General features: G+C 60.0%; 15 protein-coding genes. 6 read left to right on the plus strand and 9 right to left on the minus strand.

Going from position 1 to position 18,794, the window contains the following annotated elements; all coding sequences use genetic code 11:
• Positions 1–9: 9 nt before the first annotated feature.
• The 6 genes from CQ13_RS27525 to CQ13_RS27550 form a co-directional block, all read right to left on the minus strand.
• The gene (locus CQ13_RS27525) at positions 10–909 is read right to left on the minus strand and encodes an ABC transporter permease (protein ID WP_057845974.1); all 900 of its coding nucleotides are present in this window, start codon (positions 907–909) and stop codon (positions 10–12) included.
• A complete protein-coding gene (locus CQ13_RS27530; RefSeq protein WP_057845975.1) occupies positions 909–1,853 on the minus strand; it encodes an ABC transporter permease in 945 nt (314 codons plus the stop codon). Before CQ13_RS27530 ends, CQ13_RS27525 begins: the two co-directional genes overlap by 1 nt.
• Positions 1,854–1,866: 13 nt before the next feature.
• Positions 1,867–3,366 (minus strand): ABC transporter substrate-binding protein, encoded by a 1,500-nt coding sequence (locus CQ13_RS27535; RefSeq protein ID WP_057845976.1) that lies wholly within the window; start codon positions 3,364–3,366, stop codon positions 1,867–1,869.
• The gene (locus tag CQ13_RS27540) at positions 3,363–4,454 is read right to left on the minus strand and encodes an ABC transporter ATP-binding protein (RefSeq protein ID WP_063800161.1); all 1,092 of its coding nucleotides are present in this window, start codon (positions 4,452–4,454) and stop codon (positions 3,363–3,365) included. Before CQ13_RS27540 ends, CQ13_RS27535 begins: the two co-directional genes overlap by 4 nt.
• The gene (locus CQ13_RS27545) at positions 4,451–5,395 is read right to left on the minus strand and encodes an ABC transporter ATP-binding protein (RefSeq protein ID WP_057845987.1); all 945 of its coding nucleotides are present in this window, start codon (positions 5,393–5,395) and stop codon (positions 4,451–4,453) included. The genes CQ13_RS27540 and CQ13_RS27545 overlap by 4 nt, the downstream gene beginning before the upstream one ends.
• A 297-nt stretch (positions 5,396–5,692) precedes the next feature.
• The gene (locus tag CQ13_RS27550; RefSeq protein ID WP_245309352.1) at positions 5,693–6,526 is read right to left on the minus strand and encodes a helix-turn-helix transcriptional regulator; all 834 of its coding nucleotides are present in this window, start codon (positions 6,524–6,526) and stop codon (positions 5,693–5,695) included.
• Positions 6,527–6,623: 97 nt separating this feature from the next.
• On the opposite strand from CQ13_RS27550, the gene CQ13_RS27555 reads away from it, so the two are divergent.
• Both CQ13_RS27555 and CQ13_RS27560 read left to right on the plus strand, forming a co-directional pair.
• On the plus strand, positions 6,624–7,796 hold the full coding sequence (locus CQ13_RS27555) for a serine hydrolase domain-containing protein (protein ID WP_245309354.1): 1,173 nt from the start codon (positions 6,624–6,626) through the stop codon (positions 7,794–7,796).
• Between the two features lie 41 nt (positions 7,797–7,837).
• Complete coding sequence (locus tag CQ13_RS27560; protein WP_057845979.1) at positions 7,838–9,424, plus strand: ABC transporter substrate-binding protein; 1,587 nt, start codon at positions 7,838–7,840, stop codon at positions 9,422–9,424.
• Positions 9,425–9,474: 50 nt separating this feature from the next.
• Here the strand turns inward: CQ13_RS27560 and CQ13_RS27565 are convergent, their stop codons facing one another.
• Together CQ13_RS27565 and CQ13_RS27570 are read right to left on the minus strand one after the other, a co-directional pair.
• On the minus strand, positions 9,475–9,729 hold the full coding sequence (locus tag CQ13_RS27565; protein WP_057845980.1) for a hypothetical protein: 255 nt from the start codon (positions 9,727–9,729) through the stop codon (positions 9,475–9,477).
• 813 nt (positions 9,730–10,542) lie between these two features.
• The gene (locus CQ13_RS27570) at positions 10,543–11,424 is read right to left on the minus strand and encodes a LysR substrate-binding domain-containing protein (RefSeq protein ID WP_057845981.1); all 882 of its coding nucleotides are present in this window, start codon (positions 11,422–11,424) and stop codon (positions 10,543–10,545) included.
• 244 nt (positions 11,425–11,668) lie between these two features.
• Here CQ13_RS27570 and CQ13_RS27575 point away from each other — a divergent pair, with 244 nt between their 5' ends.
• Positions 11,669–12,196: a nuclear transport factor 2 family protein gene (locus CQ13_RS27575; RefSeq protein ID WP_245309356.1), complete on the plus strand. Its 528-nt coding sequence runs from the start codon at positions 11,669–11,671 to the stop codon at positions 12,194–12,196.
• Positions 12,197–12,221: 25 nt separating this feature from the next.
• Positions 12,222–13,058: an MBL fold metallo-hydrolase gene (locus tag CQ13_RS27580; RefSeq protein ID WP_283807528.1), complete on the plus strand. Its 837-nt coding sequence runs from the start codon at positions 12,222–12,224 to the stop codon at positions 13,056–13,058.
• A gap of 364 nt (positions 13,059–13,422) precedes the next feature.
• On the opposite strand, the gene CQ13_RS27585 is transcribed toward CQ13_RS27580, so the two are convergent.
• Positions 13,423–14,160 carry a filamentous hemagglutinin family protein gene (locus CQ13_RS27585; RefSeq protein WP_197427454.1) on the minus strand — a complete coding sequence of 246 codons (738 nt, stop codon included), beginning with the start codon at positions 14,158–14,160 and terminating at the stop codon, positions 13,423–13,425.
• Positions 14,161–14,380: 220 nt separating this feature from the next.
• Between CQ13_RS27585 and CQ13_RS27590 the strand changes: the two genes are divergently transcribed.
• Both CQ13_RS27590 and CQ13_RS27595 read left to right on the plus strand, forming a co-directional pair.
• Positions 14,381–15,535 (plus strand): mannosyltransferase family protein, encoded by a 1,155-nt coding sequence (locus CQ13_RS27590; protein WP_197427455.1) that lies wholly within the window; start codon positions 14,381–14,383, stop codon positions 15,533–15,535.
• Positions 15,536–15,627: 92 nt separating this feature from the next.
• A complete protein-coding gene (locus tag CQ13_RS27595) occupies positions 15,628–18,084 on the plus strand; it encodes a spermidine synthase family protein (protein ID WP_245309358.1) in 2,457 nt (818 codons plus the stop codon).
• Positions 18,085–18,794: the final 710 nt, after the last annotated feature.

The raw sequence follows: 18,794 nt of genomic DNA on the forward strand, positions 1-18,794 counted from the left end.
ATGTTGGCGTCAGCCCGCTACGCGCGGCCGCGACCTTGGATCGAGCACATCCTGCAGGGTGTCACCAAGAAGGTTGAAGGACAAAGCGGTGAGAAAGATCGCAGCTCCAGGCCAGATCGCCATCCACGGCGCTTCCTCGAGATAGTTTTTGGCCGTGGTCAGCATGTTGCCCCAGGATGCGCCCGGAGGCTGCTGGCCGACGCCGAGGAACGACAGGCTCGCTTCCGCGATAACCGCGAACGCCATCGTCAGCGTCGCCTGCACGATCAGCGCCGGCACGATATTGGGAAAGATGTGCTTGAGCACGATCCGCCAGCGAGGATTTCCGACGACATAGGCGGCTTCGACATATTCCTCGAACTTCACGCCCATCGCTTGCGCGCGGCTGAGGCGAATAAAGACGGGAATGGCGGCCACGCCGATTGCGATCACGGCATTGATCAGGCTGGGCCCGAGAAACGCGGCCAGCGACACCGCGAAGATCAGTGCCGGGATCGCCAGCATCGCATCGGTGAAACGGGTGATGACGCCATCCACGATGCCGCCGAGATAACCCGCACACAGTCCCACGGGAACGCCGATCGCAAACGCGATGCTGACCGATATCACGCTCGCCAGCAACGATGCCCTCGCGCCATAGATCATTCGGGACAGGATATCGCGGCCGAGATCGTCCGTACCGAGCAGATGCGCGCGGCTGGGGGCTTCGCGCAGCGCCGACCAATCTGCCGATGCCGGATCGAACGGGGCGATCAGTTCCGCGCCGACCGCCAGCACGACGACGACAAGGACAACTGCCATTGCCAGCATGGCGACGGGCTGCCGCGACAACGACGATATGGCCAGCCCCAACGGGCTCCGCAGCGCCGTCGACGGACGAGCCTGTCGGATGCTGAGCGCGACGGACATCACCGTCCCCTCAGTCGTGGATTGACCGCGGCATAAGCGAGGTCGGCAAACAGGTTCAGCAAGAGGAAGACCACCGCCGTACACAGCACCGCGCCCTGCACCACGGCATAATCGCGGTTGAACACGGCATCCACCACGAGCTTGCCGAAACCCGGCATCGAGAACACGGTTTCGGTGAGCACGGTTCCCGAAAGCAGTTGCCCGAACTCCAGCGCACCTAGCGTAATGACCGGCAGCGCCGCGTTGCGCAGCGCATGCACGAAGATGACGGTCGTCTCCGAAAGTCCCTTGGCCCGCGCGGTCCGGACATAATCGTTCGACAGAACCTGCAGCATCGCGCTGCGCGTATGCCGCATGATCACGCCGCTTACCGCAAGGCCGAGCACCGTAGCCGGCATGATCATCGAGCGCAGGTTTTCCAGCGGATTTTCCGTCAGCGGCACGTATCCGGAAGCCGGCAATATCCGCCATTTCACGGCAAACAGCAGAATGAAAAGGATGCCGAGCCAAAACGCCGGCATCGAGATTCCGAACAGGGCAATGCACCGGGCAACGTAGTCCATCGGGCCCCCGCGCGAGATCGCGGCCAGGATACCCATCGAGATTCCAAAGGTCAGCGCGATGATCATCGCCAGCGTCGCCAGCTCCAGTGTCACCGGGATCTTCTGGGTCAGGAGCTGAACGACGGTCTGCTGCGTCCGCAGTGAGATTCCAAGATCGCCCTGGGCGATTCCGGCCACCCACTTGCCGTAGCGGACCAGCAGGGGATCATCGAGATGATATTTCGCGCGGATTTCGGCGATCAGGGCGGGAGACGCCTCGTCGCCCGCCATCGTCAGCGCGGGATCGCCAGGCAGAAGCTGTTGCAACGAAAAGACGATGACCGAGACGAAGAAGATCGTCGGGATCATCAGGCCAATTCGCTGCAACAGGAAGCGCGTCATGGAAAGCAGCCGCTCAATTCAGCTTCAGATTGGTGAAGCGGACCAGCCCGTCGGGATAGGCCACGAAGTTCTTCATCTCCTTCTTCCTTCCCCAGAAATACTTGCGATGGAAAGCGAACAGCATCGGCCGATCCTTCAGGATGAGCGCCGCCGCCTGCGCCCAGGCCTTGCGCCGGGCTTCGGGGTCGGCAGTGCGCCGCGCCGCCTGCAGCGACGCGTCGACGTCGGGATTGCAATACTTGCCGATGTTGAGCGGCGCGTTGCAGGCGGTGAAGTTGTAGATGTTGCCGTCGGGATCGGTGCGGCCGCTCCAGAAATAGGTGAACATCTCGAAATCGCCCTTCTGGGTGATGTCGAGGGCAGTCGCAAATTCGGTCGCCTGGATCTTCACGTCAAAACCGGCGTCGCGCGTCATCGCCTGGATGATCTGCGCGAACTGTACGGTCTCGGTTTGCGTCGGCGTGACGAGCGTGACCACGGGATTTGGCTTGCCGGCGGCGGCGAGTAGCGCCTTTGCCTTGGCGATATCGCGCTTCTGGATTGGAAGCTGCTTGTCGTAGTAGGCGTTCGACGGCGAAACCCACTGGTTGCCGGGCGTGTACTGGCCCTTCGACATCGCCTGTACCAGCCCGTCACGGTCGATCGACAGCTCGAATGCCTCGCGAATGCGCGGATCGGACCCCATTGGTCCCTTCGCCTTCTCGCCGGCGCCGACATTGTAGAGCAGGCCGTTCCAGCCCAGCTCGGTGTTTTCCTCGACCGCGAAACGACCTTCGGATTTGACGCCGGCAACATCAATCGGCGCGATGCGTTCGATCAGGTCGAGTTGCCCGGACCGGAGGTTGGCGAGGCGAACGGTCGGATCGGGTAAGGTCCGGAACACGATCTGGTCGAGATGGATGTTGTCCTTGTTCCAGTACTTGTCGAACTTGTCGACGACGATACGGTCTTGCGCCACCCTCTCCTTGAACTTGAACGGGCCCGCGCAGACCGGCGCCGTGGTGAACTTGTCGCCGAGTTCCCTGGCCGCCTTCGGCGACACCATCATGCCGGCGCGGTCGGACAGATATCCGACCAGCGGCACAAAGGGCGCAGACAGGTTGAGCTTGACGGTGAGGCTATCGACGGCTTCCACCGACTTGAGCGGCCCGAGTTCGGCCTTGCGCTGCGAGCCGGTCATCGACTGATGACGCTCGATCGAATACTTCACCGCTTCGGCATTGAACGGCTCGCCGTCGTGGAACACGACGTTGGGACGCAGCTTGAGGGTCAGCGACAGATTGTCGTCGGACCACGACCACGAGGTCGCGAGCTGCGGCGTGAACTTGAGGTCCGGCGAGATATCGATCAGCTTGTCGCACAGCGCGCTGAAGATCATGCGCGTGGTGAAGCCGCGGCTCAGCGTGGGATCGAGGACATCGACATCCTCGTTGAAGCCGAAGCGCAGCGACTGCGCCTGGACGCCGCTCGTCACCGCGAGCGACACCAGGGAAGCGAACAATAATCTCTTCATGATCTCAACTCCTGTTGACCGGCGGCCGAGCCCGCCTTGTCCTGAAAAAACCCGAGAAGCCGCTGAATGCGCGCGGAGTGGACGTCGTCGGCTGCCCTGCCCGCTTCCGGCATCGGCTCGACGTCGCGCCATCGGTGGCAGCCGACGACATGTCCGGGCGCAATCGTTTCCATCGCCGGATCGATGCGTGCACAAATATCCGTCTTCATCGGACAGCGCGTATGGAACCGGCATCCCGATGGCGGATCGATCGGACTGGGAACATCGCCGCCGACCGTGGCTGCGCGGACGCGGCCGAAAACCGGTTGCGGGATCGCCCCCAGCAACGCGCGGGTATAGGGATGTCGCGGGTTGGCGAACGGCTCGGACGCCTCTGCAACCTCGACCAGGCGGCCGAGATACATCACCGCGATCCGATCAGAGATGTGCTTCACGACGGCAAGATCATGTGCGATGAACAGCAGGCTGAGACCGAGCCGCATCTTCAGCGTCTTGAGCAGATTGAGAACCTGCGCCTGCACCGAAACGTCGAGCGCAGACACCGCCTCGTCGCAGACGATGAAGGAAGGTTCGAGCGCCAATGCGCGCGCGATTCCAACGCGCTGCCGCTGTCCTCCGGACAGCTCATGCGGATAGCGGGCCGCGAACGACCGCGGCAATCCGACCATTTCCAGCAGTTCAGCTACCCTCGTCCAGCGTTGACGCCTCGGAACCATGTTGTGCAGCGACAGCGGTTCACCGATTGCCTCGCCCGCAGTCATCCGCGGATTGAGGGACGCATAAGGATCCTGGAAAACGAACTGGATGCGCCGCGAAATCCTCAACGCTTTCCGCCGCGATCCCGCGCCATATTGCCGGCCTTCGAACTCGACATGCCCCGACGACGGATCGATCAACTGGACCAGCATCCTTCCCGTCGTCGACTTGCCGCAACCGGATTCCCCGACGAGTGACAGCGTCTCGCCTTTCGCGACCTCGAAGCTGACGCCGTCGACCGCGCGCAGCAATGTCTGCGAACGCCCAAACCAGCGGCTGCCGACCGGATAATGCTTGGCAAGGTCAACCGCCCTGAGCACCGGCCCGGTCATAGTGGCGCCTTCCAGCATGCCGCGCGGTGACCCGCGCTCACCTCGGCGAGATCAGGGCTTTCCTCCCGGCATTTATCACCTGCGAACGGACAGCGCGGCTCGAACCTGCATCCCGGCGGCGGATCGGAGGCAAGCGGCAGCGTGCCGGCGATCGCGGGCAGCCATTCACTGGTCGTATCGATCCGCGGGATCGATCCCATCAAGCCGATGGTGTAGGGATGCTGCGGCTGCTCGAACAGCGAGCGCGTCGGCCCTTCCTCGACCAGGCGTCCGGCGTAAAGCACGGCGACGCGGTCGACATTTTCGGCGACGACGCCGAGGTCGTGCGAGATGAAGATCATCGCCGACCCAAGGTCGTCCTTTAGCTCGGCAAGCAGATCGAGGATCTGAGCCTGCACGGTGACGTCGAGGGCCGTCGTCGGCTCGTCCGCAATCAGCAGCGCAGGCTGGCAGATCAGCGCCATCGCGATCATCACGCGCTGGCGCATGCCGCCGGAGAGCTGATGCGGGTATTCGTCGAACCGTCGTTCGGCCGCAGGCAGCTTGACCTTGCGCAAAAGTTCGATCGAGCGATCACGCGCTTCGCGGCGATCGCAGCCGCGATGCCGTATCAGCCCCTCGGCGATCTGATAGCCGACGGTGAGCGTCGGATTGAGGCTCGTCATCGGATCCTGGAAGATCATCGCGAGGCGGTCGCCGCGCAGATCGCGCACGGTCGCCGGTGCCAACTTCAGGAGATCGGCGCCCTCGAATTCGACCTGACCCGATACCGACATCCCGGGCGGCAACAACCCCATGAGCGCAAGCGAGGTCAGCGATTTTCCGCAGCCGGATTCGCCGACGATGCCGAGCGTTTCGCCCCGGTTAAGCGTAAAGGAAACGCCGTCGACCAGCGGATAGCCGCCGCTGCTGGTTACGCGCAGGTCGCGTACATCCAGCAAGAATTGCGGTGGGCCTTCGGACTGCCACGCCGTCGCCTTGCCGGATGCCGTACGCGGCTCTATGCGACCGGCCTGCTGCGCAAACAGTAACGTCTTCCCAGTCTTCGCAGGAAGCGGCCCCCTCGCAAACGGATGGATACAGTCCAGCACATACGGTGACATCGCAAGTAAAGACGCCGATCCCTGAAACACCAATCAGGGAACCGTGATCCGGCGGCTATGCCGGTTCAATCAACCGAACGGTGGATGCGTGATCATAGCGCGTTGGCGCCACGGTATCCGTGGCGCGCTGGTCCGTCAGTGCAGCCGCGACATCAACGCGACAACCGCCGAGCGCGTCTCCACACCGAGCTTCTCGAAGATATGGATGAGATGGGTCTTGACGGTGGCGTGACCGATTCCCAGGCACTCGCTGATTTCGCGGTTGGTCCGCCCGCAGCAAACGAGCTCGATCACGTCGAGTTCGCGGGCGGTCAGGCCGTAACGCGCGGCCTGTTCGCTCGCTGATGGCGCGCGTCCGACCAGATTGAACTCCAGATAGTCGTGAATCTTCTCGGCGATATTCGTGGCATCGCTGGGAATCTTGCATCCCGGCATCCAGATGACGCTCATGCCAGCGACGATTCTGTCACCTCGACGGAAGAAGAACTCCATCATATCGGCGATTCCGAACTGATCTGTAAATGATCGGTACGCCGCCGTTTCCGCATTGAAATATTGCGTCGACATGACGCTCAGCCACGCAAATGGCTGTCCGGCGGCGCGCTTGGGATGAAGCGGGTCGAACTGCCCCATCCGCTCAACATACTCGCGATGAAATCCGAGCGGAACTCCGCTCAAGAGAAATCGATTCTGGTTGAGACCATCATCGACGCCGTAAAACGCCATCGCTGACGCATCGAACATCCCTCTCGCAAACTGAACGGCCTGTTGGGTAGCCGGGTCCGAGCGGTTCGTGATCATGTGCATGGCCAAACCTCCCAAGTTGCTTCCCTGAAACCGGACATCGAGCGCATCCGTCTCGCTCACGCTGGGGCAGGCACACCTCTCAGTCAAGCAAAATGCGGGCCAGCCTGCAAAAACGCGATTGAAAACGGGCTTCCGCCCGGCACCGGCTTCAGACAGCGCCAACTCGTATCCACCATCCGGTGGATTGCTGCCGCGCCGGCGGCCGCGATGATCCAGCTACTAGGCTCGATCCCCCAGGATGTTTGGCGCTCAAGATATCATGTCGATTGTCCCGGCTGACGAACGTCAGATCACGCTCGCCAACTGGCGCCAGCATCCGCAGATGGAGTGGAGCTACCGCAATGTTCGGGAATTGCTTCCCACCGCGAACATTGCGCGATCGAGCACGCCGGTGGCGCTGCCGCGGTCGCTTGGCTATCTCGACGATATCGCCTTTGAGGACGTGAAAGGCGAAACGACGACGGTCGCCGACGCGCTGCGCTCAACCTATGTCGACGGTTTTCTGGTGCTTCATCGTGGCCGGATCGTCACGGAGTGGTATGCGCACGGCCTCACGCCCGACGCGCAGCACCTGATCTTTTCGGTCAGCAAATCCATAGCCGGCACGATCGGCGGCATCCTGACCGGGCAAGGCCGGCTCGATCCCGATGCGCCGGTCGTCCGCTATCTTCCCGAGCTGAAGGCTTCGGTGTACGGCACCTGCGCCGTCCGCCACCTTCTCGACATGAGCGTTGGCATTCGCTTCGACGAGGACTATGACGACGGTGAAGGTGACGTCATACGCTACCGGCGCGCGGCCGGCTGGGATCTTCCGCCGCCCGGCGCGCCTGCCATCCATCTGCGCGACTATCTCGGCACCATGCGCCCTGACGGCCAGCCGCACGGCCATGCCTTCCACTACGTCTCGCCCAACACCGACGTGCTGGGATGGGTCTACGAGCGCGTCTGCGGCATGCCCTATGCGAACATCGTCGCGGAGAATCTCTGGGGCCCGCTCGGCGCCGAGAACGACGCCTATATCACGGTCGATTCGCAGGGCGCGGCACGGGTCGCCGGCGGAATCTGCGCGACCTTACGGGACCTCGCTCGCTTCGGCGAGATGATGCGCAACCACGGCGTCAGCAATGGCCGACAGGTGGTGCCAGGCCGGTGGATTGACGACATCAGGAAGAACGGCAATGCCGACGCATGGTCGCGTGGCGACCTCGTGATGGTCTTTCCCAACGGGAACTACCGCAACAAATGGTACACGGTCGACCGCGACCGCACCGCGTTTGCCGCGGTCGGAATTCATGGGCAGTGGATCTATATCGATCCCGCCGCCGAAACCGTGATCGTTCGCGTCTCCTCGCAACCCACGCCAATGGATATCGAACTCGATCGCATGTGGTTGCGCGGCTACGCCGCGATCGCGAGCCATCTCGCGAGCTAACTCGAGAGAGTAAACACGTTAAACCCAGGGGGAAACCGGCCATGCCTATCACCAGACGACAGGTTCTCGCGACCGGCGGCGGCGCGCTGGCGTCGCTGGCGATGCCGCATTTCGCCTGCGCCCGCGGCGCAAAGACGGTCTACGCCGTGATGCATGCGCCGCTGCGCGCGACCGATCCGATCGTCACGACGGCCTGGACCGCGCGCAACCATGGCTACAAGATCTACGACACGCTGTTCTCGACCAACTCGAAGTTCGAGATCAAGCCGCAGATGGTCGACAGCTACGAGATATCGCGCGACCGGCTGACCTACCGGTTCCAACTCCGCTCCGGTCTGAAATTCCACGACGGCAGCAAGGTCACCTCGGCCGACGTGATCCCGTCCCTGCAGCGCTGGGCCAAGCGCGACAGCATGGGCCAGAAGCTGTTTGAATTCGTTGCCGAACTGAAGGCCGCCGACGAGCGCGCGTTTACTCTGACACTGAAGGAGCCGTGCGGCTTTGTTCTGGACGCGCTCGGCAAGCCGACTTCCAACGTGCCCTTTATCGTCCCAGCGCGCATCGCCGCCACGCCCGCCGACCAACTCATCACTGAGCACATCGGCTCCGGCCCGTTCCGCTTCGTTGCTTCCGAATTCCAGCCAGGGACCAAGGCCGTCTACGAGAAAAATCCGGACTACGTTTCCCGTGACGAGCCCTCGGACGGCACGGGCGGTGGCAAGCTGGTCAAGATCGATCGCTTCGAATGGATCAGCATGCCTGATTTCCAGACAGCGACGAATGCATTGATCAACAACGAGATCGACTATTTCGAAGTCCCGCCGCACGACCACATTCCCATGCTGTCGCGTGCGAGCAATGTAGAGCTCACCGATTACAACGTACTCGGTTTCTCCGGCATGTGCCGCATGAACTGGCTTGCCCCGCCGTTCGACAAGCCCGCAATCCGCCAAGCCGTATTGCACGCCATGAACCAGAAGGACTGGCTGGACACCCAGATCGGCAATCCCGACTATTATAAGATCACGCCGGCCATGTTCATCGCCGGTACGCCCTTCGAGAGTAGCAGCGGCTGGTCGACCAAGGCCGATATCGCCAAAGCCAGGGACTTGCTCAAGCAAGGCGGCTACAATGGCGAGCCGATCGTGATCCTGCATGCGACCGACGCGCCGATCCTGACCGCGCTCAGCACGGTGACCGCGCAGGGCCTGCGCGCCATCGGCATGAACGTCAATCTTGTATCGATGGACTGGGGCTCGGTCGTCGCCCGGCGCGCAAAGCAGTCGCCGCCTTCGGAAGGCGGCTGGTCGATCTATCATTCCAGCTGGGCAAGCGCCGACCTGATGAATCCGATCGGCAATGCCTGCGTCAATGCCAAGGGCAAGGACGGCGGCTTCTTCGGCTGGGCAGCCGATGCGGAGATCGAAAGGCTGCGCGACGATTTTGCGAGAAGCGCGACACTGGCCGGACAAAAGGACCTCGCGAACAAGATCCAGCAACGGGCCTATGAGGTCGTCACCCACATCCCGACCGGTCAATACAATCAGCCGGTTGCCAACCGGAAGCAGCTGCGCGGGATCCTCAAGGCTCCGGTGCCGCTGTTCTGGAATGTCGAGAAGCTCGGATAGTCCGCGCAGGCAACAACGGCGCTAAACCAGCCTCCGATGTTCGGTTCGACCTACGGGGTGTCGGCGGGCCTGATAAAGCCTCCCAGCTCCCGATGCAGGAGCTGTGCGAACTTCAGCGTTGTCCGGTCTCCGAGATAAGGACCGGCTATCTGTGCGCCCGCGGGCAGCCCGCCCACGAGGCGACGCGTTGGGATCGCCGTCGCCGGCAGATTGGCGACAGTGACGAGACCCGGCCACGCAAGATTGTCCATATAAGGCACCGGCGCGCCGTCGACCACAAGGCTGCGTTTAAACTGCGCCGCCATGTCCGCGCGATGGGTGTCATGCCACCGTTGCGGCTCTCGTCGGGCAGGCCATGGATCTTGGAGAACCTGGAAAGGACGTCGTCTACGGCAACGGTCTCGTGCAGTTCGGCTCCGCGTGTCGCTCCGAAACCTCCTCCGCGCAATGAAGGGACGACTCCGGCGGTCATAATGAAAAGCCCAGCGTAGGATTTCGTAGAGTATCGTACCATTGATAGCGGGGGAGCGCTACCAACCCACGCCAACATCTTCTCCAACCTTTATCGTGAAGTTCACGGCAACGTCGGCCGCTCAGATTCGCGGACACGACTACTCTCCGCGGCCGCCGTACAATTTTGTTCGCCAAAGAGAAATCGTCAGTCGGACTGTACAGCATTTGGTACAGCATGGCTGGCAACGACCGCGCCCAAGTGCTGATCGCGCTTCACTTTTTGAGATGTCCCGGTCCAATCCATCATGGATGCGACGGAGAGTTTCCATTCCATCGCAATTGCTTAACCGCAACACCGGTTCAATGAAACTTGATGCTTTTAACCCTGCCCGTCCGCGGAGCATGTCCGACCCAACTAAAATATCGAAAACAATCCCATGCAAAGTAGCATCGCGGTTGCAAGGACGCTTCGGGCGACGCGAAGACGTTTGACACGTCGCGCGAATCAACGTCATCGCCGCGATGCTCGGTTTCGCTTGAGTGCCGGGGGTTCGAATTGGCGGTCCGCTTCACCGTCAATGTGCTGCGAGACGCCCTCGCGATGACCACGCTCCACGTGTCAGTTCAGATCACAACGATCACCTGTCGTCGCGAGCCAACTATTGTTAAGAAAGCCGCAGCGCGTTCGTTAGTGCAGAAAGCGCGGCCGGTTGATGCTGACGACTGGGGTAATACATGAAGAAGCCAGGAATTGGCGGCGTCCAGTCTTCTAACACGCGAATAAGGCGACGCTTCGCGATATACTCCGCGACTTGCTCTTCATATGCGAGGCCTAGGCCGGCTCCAGCGAGTGCGGCCTGGATAACCAGATTGGTATCATCGATTATGAGTGGGCCGTTCACGCCGATCGTAACCGCCTTTCGTCCTTGCTCGAACTCCCACCGATACGGACCGCCCGGAAGACGCAAGCCTATGCATCGATGATCATTTAGATCCTTGGGCTTCCGAGGAATGCTTCGCGATGCAAAATAACCAGGAGATCCGACCACCGCCAATCGCAGCTCCTTCGTGACCCGCACCGCGATCATGTCCTTTTGAATATACTCGCCGAGTTGAATACCAGCATCGAACTCACCCGCAACGAGGTCTACAGGGCCAGTGACAGTGACAACGTCAAGAACGATGTCGGGATAGGCCTCTGCGAATGCCGTCAGCCGTGGCAACAATACCATCACAGCAGCCGAGCGGGACATTACAATACGAAGGCGCCCGGCAGGTCGGTGCCGAACGCTTCGGGCATTGTTGATAGCACGCGCAATTTGGTCGAGTGCCGGAGACAATTCTTTCAAAAGAGCGGCCCCTGCGGCGGTTGGCGCGACGCTCTTGGTCGTCCGAGCAAGCAGCTGCAACTCGAGCCGCTGCTCGAGTCCCCGAATCGTGTGGCTCAGGGCAGACTGAGACACACCAATCTTTGCCGCAGCCCGCGTAAAGCTTCTTTCGCTGGCGACGATCGCAAACGTAGCGAGTTCGTTCAGTTCGTTTTTCATGATTTATGAATATTGCTCATAACCCCATGCCATGCAACACGACTAGTTTCATAGATCACTTTGTCCTACGTTTGGCCAACAACGAGAAGGAGCAACTTTCCGCACCTGTGGCCGGCTTGACGCTCGACACGGGAACACTGGGCCTAAGAGCTGTTCGTAGTAACAACCTGAGCGTTTGTACCGGGCGGCTTCAGTCTTCATCTGAAGAATGCAAACTTAGCTCGTGGACTTTTGGGAGAGCAGAATGTTCAAAATGGATCGACGAGCATTTTTGAGTCGATCTGCCAGCGCAGCTTTTGGAGCCACGCTCGTCAGCGCTCCTGGTTTGATGCTTGGAGATCGGTCGATCAGCAATGCGCGATCTCCTGCCGTTCCAAATAACAACCTCATGGATAACAACCTTATGGATACCGATGCTCGTGCCTTGCGCGCTCTAGCGCAGACCTATTTCGACGGGGCCTATGAAATGGATGCAGACAAATTTGCTACGATATTTCACCCATCCAGTTCCGTGACCAAGGTCGGCGACGACGGCAATGTGAGCGTGACGCCAATTGCGACGTGGCTAGCAGCCGTCCGGAACCTGAAAGCTCCGAAACAACAGGGCCTAGAGCGCAACGATCAGCTCCTATCGATAGACGTTGAAGGAGAGCTCGCACTCGTGAAGTTGAAATTGCAGATTCCGCCACGTTACTTCACCGACATGTTGTCATGCTTAAAGGTCAACGGAACCTGGAAGATCGCTCAGAAAGTGATGACTTCGAAAACGTGACGGCTTCGGTGCCGTTTTTAAAAAAGTGAGTCACACGCTTGGCAGGTTGTCCCTGGAAGTTATCTCACAAAGCGCCAACACCTTGGGCTGCGCTTCGGGATCATGGAGGATCTGGTCAGTCTCTGATGGATATGTCGACCTGCCCGCCGAAACCCTCAAGTATCCTAACAACAAAATATGCAGGCAGGCCGAATCGCCTCAGCGGAACGATTCGCTAGTTCGATTGCCGGTCAACTGCTTCCTATTTGATCGCTCTGGCATGGACCGCGTTTTGATTGATTGTGGAGCTGGCGGGAGTTGGGACCCGTCCATGGGTCACCTCGTGGAGGCGATGGCGGAGGCAGGCATCGACACGTCATCGATCACTATGATCGCCCTCACTCATGCCCATGGCGACCACATCAATGGTCTCCTAATGCCTGACGGTCGACGAGCATTTAACGGCCTGAGGAAGATTGTGATAGGGCAAGACGCCGTTGAGGAATTCCTTGCCGAGCCAGCGCTAGAGGAGTTTCGTCAACTCCTTGCCCCAATTAACGGAGGAGACTGGCTGGCCGATCATTTACTGGCGGTGGCGATACCTGGGCATGCTCGGGGCCATATGGGTTATCTCCTTAACACTGACGAGGACGATGTCCTATTCTGCGGCGATCTTATCCACGTTCCCGCTGCACAGTTTTCCTGTCCCGAGCTTACCTGGGCCTACGACGATGACGAAGCCACGGCGAGAGCTAGTCGGATCAAGTTGCTCAAAGACGCCGCGCACGCGCGTACATGGCTGGCTGGCGCTCACCTTGATCGACCAGGCATTGGTAGAATAATTGCGGAAAGGCAGGGATTTGCGTTCATTCCGATCGTGTAGCCGCAGTGAGCCGGCCGTCGCTAGTGCCGGCTCGACACCTACGCTGACCGCCGGGCGCATGATCAGATCGGGTTTAGCTTTGCAGTCGAAACCCTGCCCCACACAAGACAGCTAACGAAGGCTCGTCAACCGCGCAACATGTTCAAATCGCGGACACGCAAACCACCGATACCGACATTCGTTCATGGTGGCCGTTTGAAACGGACAGTCCCCTGCGTCCCGAACGTAGTGAACATCTTTCGCGCCTCATCGCCGTCCGGAGACGCGACGGCGCTCGGCTATCACCTGCCTGGCCTCGTCCGCCGTCATTTGGCAGCGCCCGGAACCTGGTAGGCGCTGTCCGGATTCTGAGACCGTTGCTCATTCACACCGCCTCGCCGCTCCTGCTGCTCGTCTTGATGGACCGGAGCGTCGCCACCGCCGCCGCCGAAGCCGAGCACCTCGACGATGATGATGGAAGCCTGCTGGCCTGCACCGGTTGGCGTTCAGCAAAAGAGGGCCGCAATATTGAGATTGCCGCTACCCGCACGCCGGCATCGCCGGCATTCACCGTGCCCTCTGGCGCGATCAAATGGACGTCGCCCTCCTCCACGCCGGTGAAGCCAACGATGGTGCCGATGCCACTGCCGGAAATGTCGGCTTTCTCCAGAATGCGCGTCACCGCGTCGATATCCGTCAGGACCTCCGGCGCGGACGGCACGCGGGCGGTCTTGCCGCCGCGGCCGGCGTCGATATCACCCACCGTTGACCAGATGATCTCGTCACCACCGCCAAAGGTGAGAATGCGCGAGCGGTCCACAACGACATTGTTACGGGCGAAGATATTGATGTCGCCATAACCCAAAGTCACCAGGCCGTAACCCGAAGGGGCGTCCTTGCCCAACGCCGCCACCTGCAAGCCACCGCCGGGGGTGAGCACTTCAACGTTGCCACCCGCCATGGTGCGGAACAGGGCGTTGCCGATCGCAACATCACCCTTCCAGTCATTGCCGGGGAACAACGTCTGGATCGCCGTGTAACCGCGATTGTAACCGCCGTTGCGCGGCAGACCGCCCGTGCCCGCCTCGCCCTGATCCTTACCGGCTTCGCGCAACTCCTGCATGTAGACTGGCCGCCGCCTCTCCAGCTCCGGCCACATTGGACGCCGTCAGCGTACCGCCGCCAGCAGCGGACATTCCGGTGATTGACAAACGCCGGCGTCATGACCGACGCGCGGACCTGGGTCGGCACCTAGTCTGCCGCGTCATGCCTGCCTAATGTCAAGGCGGTACACTTGGGGTAATTGATCTTGGGCTCTTACCGAGCGACAATATGGAATGGAGATGCGCTATCACACATGGAAAGATCCTTCCTGGCTTCCCTATTGTTTGGCCATCCTGATATTTTTTTGTTCGCGGGTGGTGGTCGCACTCGGACTGGTATTCTCCCAAAAATACCTGCCCTCCGGGCCAGATGTCTGGTCTGCGGGACCGATCTGGTACCACCAACTGCTGCAATGGGATTCGGAATGGTATTTCAAGATCGTCACAGATGGCTATCAGTATAACGGAGATCCGACTGTTCAACAGAACATCGTATTTTACCCGCTGTATCCGATGCTCGCACGGGGCTTGGCGACGATTAGCGGTCTCACGCCCGCGGATGCATTGCTGTTAGTATCGAACGTCGCGGGATTGCTTGCGATCGTCGTCCTTTTCAAGCTGGTCCGCGAGGAATTTGGTGATCAACTGGCTCTCGCTACAACGGCGCTGCTCAGCTTTTTTCCCGCTTCGGTCTTGCTATCGGCCGGGTATACCGAGCCCTTGGCACTGCTGCTAATCGTCTCGTTTTTTCATGCTTTGAAACGAAAGTACTACTTGTCGGCAGCACTGCTTGCAGGCTTGGCAGTCTCTACTCGATCGACGGGCGTCGTCCTATTGCCTGTCCTTCTTTGGGAGATGTGGGCCAATCGCGATCAGACGAAGTTCCTTCTTGCCCTCCTGCCATGCGTCCTTCTTGCGACGTCGGGCATCTGGCTATTCATGATCTACCTCTGGAGCGCTTTCGGAACTCCGTTTGCTTTTGTGGATGGGCAGGCGGCTTTCCATCAAGGAACGGCGCTAGCGACAAGGTTAATTGCGGCACTAAAGCTTGAGCCGTTCACGCGAATGATGCTCAATGACTGGAATCCTTGGGGACAAGCTAGCTGGTTTACATTATTGTTCATTGTCCTGATTGTTTTGGGCTGGTCGCGACTGCGCTCAAGCTGGACACTGTTCGCCATGGCTGTCCTGCTCCTGCCATATCTAACACTCAGCGGTGGGCCAGCAGGCTTCGTCTCCATGAGTCGATTTAATCTCGTTTCATTTCCCCTGTTTGTGACGTTGGCTGATTTAGGATTGCGAGCAAAGTGGCTTTTGGCAGGAGTGATAGGACTCTTCGGCGCGTCCTTGTTCATGAACACCGCCTTGTTTGCTCGTAGAATTTGGATTGGTTGATCGCTACAAGTACTTAAGCGGCGATGCAGCGCGAGTTGGTCAAAGCGCACCCAATAGAGCCCCCATCAGGGCTCCACTGAGAGGGTAGCTCATTGCAATCCATATCCAAGATTCACGGTCGCTATTATCTGGCAATCTTTGTGCTGGCGTTCGCGACGCTTTCCTACCAGATCCTGATAACGCGATTCTTCAGCGTTATGCTCCATTATCATTTCGCATTTGCCGCCATTTCACTTGCCATGCTCGGGCTTACGCGCGGAGCGATGAAGGTCTACGGCAAACCCGCCCGTTATGCCGCCGATCGGGTCGGAATCGAATTCGCCCGCCATGCATCATGGTTCGCGCTCAGCAGCGTAGGCGCAATGATCGTCTTCCTGTGCGTGCCGCTCGCTGTATCCGCAGACAATGTTCCCCTCGTCCTGGCGCTTGCGATTATCGCCTTCGTGGCTCCGTTCACGGAAGGCGGGATTTGCATCACGCTGTTGCTGACGCGTTTGCCATATGGCGGCGGGTGGCTCTATGCAGCCGACCTCCTGGGCGCCGCAGTTGGATGTCTCGGGGTGATCTTCATACTGCTGGTGATTGATCCCGTAAGCGCCACTCTATGGATCGGAGCTCTTGCTGCCGGCGTTGGCTGGATCGTCGCGAGACGCAGCGAAGACGTCCGCAGTGTGCGTTTGAGCGGGGCTGTCGCGCTAACACTGGCCGTCGCCGCCACCGTGCACTCCGGCCTTGACCTGACCGGTCGAAGCCATCTCGGTGTGTTCTGGGCGAAGGGCGCCGAGCAGACCGGCACGCTGTTCGAACGCTGGAATACCTACTCGCGGGTAAGGGTGCGCGAATTGGCCGGGAAGGTCCCGTTTGGCTGGGGTCTGGTACGCGCTCCTGATGCCCGGGTCGACCAACACTATCTCGACATCGATGCCGATGCAGGCACGGTCATCACCAGGTATGACGGCGACATCGGAAAGCTCGGCTACCTGAAAGACGATGTCATCAATGCAGCCTACCTCGTGCAGCCGGCGGCCGACGTCGCTGTCGTTGGCGTCGGCGGCGGCCGTGACATCCTTTCCGGTCTGCTCTTCGGCGCCAGCCGGATTCGCGCAATTGAGATCAACCCGGCGATCTTCGAAGTGCTCACCGAAAAATTCGCCGATTTCTCCGGCCATCTCTATCGCCAGCCCGGCGTATCCTTGGTCAATGCCGAGGCGCGAAGCTACATCAACCACTCGCCCGAGCGGTACGACCTGGTGCAGATTTCACTCATCGACACCTGGGCGGCGACGGCGGCCGGTGGCCTGACGCTCACCGAAAATCGTCTCTATACCGTGGAGGCGTGGGATGATTTTTACCGGGCGCTCAAGCCTGGCGGGCTGTTGTCGGTATCACGCTGGTACGATGCCGAGAAGCACCGTGGCGAGCTATACCGACTGATCGCGATTGGCGCGAGCGCGCTGCAGCGTAAGGGAGTGTCGGCCGGGGAGCTGCGGCATCACGTCGTCGCGGTCAACGTCGGCGGCATCGTGACGGTCATTACCCGGCCTGACGCGTTCAGCGACGCAGAATGGCAAGGCGCGCGCGAGAGACTTCAGGCGCAGGGCTTCAAGATATTGTTGGGGCCGGACATCACCTTCGATGCCGTCACCTCAACCTTGCTGTCCGACAAGGCGGACCAGGCTTTCTTCGATTCGCTGCCGGAAAACATCGCTGCTTCGACGGATGACAATCCGTTCTTCTTCTATACGTCCCGCTTCAGCGATTTCCTGAGCACGCAAAGTTGGGACATCATGAGCAATAACGTAGCGATCGGCATTACCGGCTTGCTCATCATCGCAGCGCTCTGCGCTTGCGGATATTACATCGTGCTGCCCTTCCAACGTCTTGCGAGGCGAATGCCAATGGCGACGCTGGCGCCGCCCGTGATCTATTTCAGCGCGATCGGCATGGGCTTCATGCTGATCGAGATATCGCAGATGCAGCGCCTCATGGTCTTTCTCGGACATCCCGTCTACGGGCTGAGCGTCGTGCTATTCACAATTCTTCTCTTTAGCGGGATTGGCAGCGCTACGGTCGGTGCGGACACCTCCTCCCGATCACGCGTCACCGTGTTCAGGATTGCCGCCCTGCTCACCACGCTCGTGGTGGCAGCGCTGCTGACGCCGCTGGTCACCACCTGGGCGCGGTCGCTGTCAACCGACATGCGTATTCTGGTGTCCGTCCTGCTGCTGGCTCTTCCTGCATTCTGCATGGGGATGATGTTCCCGCTCGGCCTCGGTGTGTGGCGCCGCCATCATGAACTACTGCCGTTCTTCTGGAGCACCAACGGAATTACGTCGATGCTGGCGTCGGTGCTGGGTGTGGCGTTGTCGATCCAATTCGGCATCGCCAAGACGTATGCGCTGGGGGTGTGCTCTTATGCGGTCTGCGCCATCGTGATCATTGCAAGCCGCAGGGTGCAGTCCATCGACATGTCCGCCGCGAAGGAGGCCGTGAGCCCCGGGGCTTGTATCTCAGGAAAGGACGGCACGATTCGGCGGCCACATCAGTAAAGGGAAGTCCGAATACCGCGTCTTCGGCGAGGCAAGACGGCAATGGAAAGAGAGAGAGAGAGAGAGAGAGAGAGAGAGAGAGAGAGAGAGAGAGAGGCGTTCATAGAGGCCCACAAACGAGCAGACCGCTATTCAAGCTGGTCGCCGATTGCTGTTCCAAATAGAACAGAGGGCTGAGCAGGCTCTCTTGTCGAAATTCAAATCGTTCGCAGCCGTCATCGAAGACTACATTCGCTACCGTGAGCGGGATCATCGTCGCGGCAAGACTTCCGCGGGGGATGTTGAGGCAGATCATTCGTGTTTCGAAATTCTGGGGAGAGTACGCTGGTGAACTGGCGGTTGGAAACAATCGACGACTGAGAGGGCGTCCGAGATTGGCAAGGCCCGATAATCTCGCAGATCTTTCCCGTAGCTGGTGAGGTCAAACGATGGGCCTGCCCTCCAAAGAAAACGATACGATTGCTCGGAATCTCCGTTTCCCGATTCAACGGACCCGAAGCTGAAGACGAGGGTCGGTTGTCTCTCATGTTAGTTAAATAGCAGCGCGGCGATTACTCATCCAGAAGGTCGAGGAACTCTTCGACCGTCCTAAGCGGTCCATCGCGTCCTTGGCTGATGTGGACAACCCGATCACCATCGCGTTGCAGTGATCGCGCCTTGGATTTCCGAAGTCGTCCCGGCAGGAATGTCGCGGCTACGGCATCCCGGCC

The organism is Bradyrhizobium retamae (assembly GCF_001440415.1).
GTDB lineage: Bacteria > Pseudomonadota > Alphaproteobacteria > Rhizobiales > Xanthobacteraceae > Bradyrhizobium > Bradyrhizobium retamae.

Excerpts from the sequence above, each read along its gene's own strand:
- CQ13_RS27540 (WP_063800161.1), bottom strand. The coding sequence starts at position 4,454 with ATGACCGGGCCGGTGCTCAGGGCGGTTGACCTTGCCAAGCATTATCCG.
- CQ13_RS27535 (WP_057845976.1), bottom strand. The coding sequence starts at position 3,366 with ATGAAGAGATTATTGTTCGCTTCCCTGGTGTCGCTCGCGGTGACGAGC.
- CQ13_RS27525 (WP_057845974.1), bottom strand. The coding sequence starts at position 909 with ATGTCCGTCGCGCTCAGCATCCGACAGGCTCGTCCGTCGACGGCGCTG.
- CQ13_RS27565 (WP_057845980.1), bottom strand. The coding sequence starts at position 9,729 with ATGGCGGCGCAGTTTAAACGCAGCCTTGTGGTCGACGGCGCGCCGGTG.
- CQ13_RS27575 (WP_245309356.1), top strand. The coding sequence starts at position 11,669 with ATGTTCAAAATGGATCGACGAGCATTTTTGAGTCGATCTGCCAGCGCA.
- CQ13_RS27570 (WP_057845981.1), bottom strand. The coding sequence starts at position 11,424 with ATGAAAAACGAACTGAACGAACTCGCTACGTTTGCGATCGTCGCCAGC.
- CQ13_RS27530 (WP_057845975.1), bottom strand. The coding sequence starts at position 1,853 with ATGACGCGCTTCCTGTTGCAGCGAATTGGCCTGATGATCCCGACGATC.
- CQ13_RS27590 (WP_197427455.1), top strand. The coding sequence starts at position 14,381 with ATGCGCTATCACACATGGAAAGATCCTTCCTGGCTTCCCTATTGTTTG.
- CQ13_RS27585 (WP_197427454.1), bottom strand. The coding sequence starts at position 14,160 with ATGCAGGAGTTGCGCGAAGCCGGTAAGGATCAGGGCGAGGCGGGCACG.
- CQ13_RS27555 (WP_245309354.1), top strand. The coding sequence starts at position 6,624 with ATGTCGATTGTCCCGGCTGACGAACGTCAGATCACGCTCGCCAACTGG.
- CQ13_RS27560 (WP_057845979.1), top strand. The coding sequence starts at position 7,838 with ATGCCTATCACCAGACGACAGGTTCTCGCGACCGGCGGCGGCGCGCTG.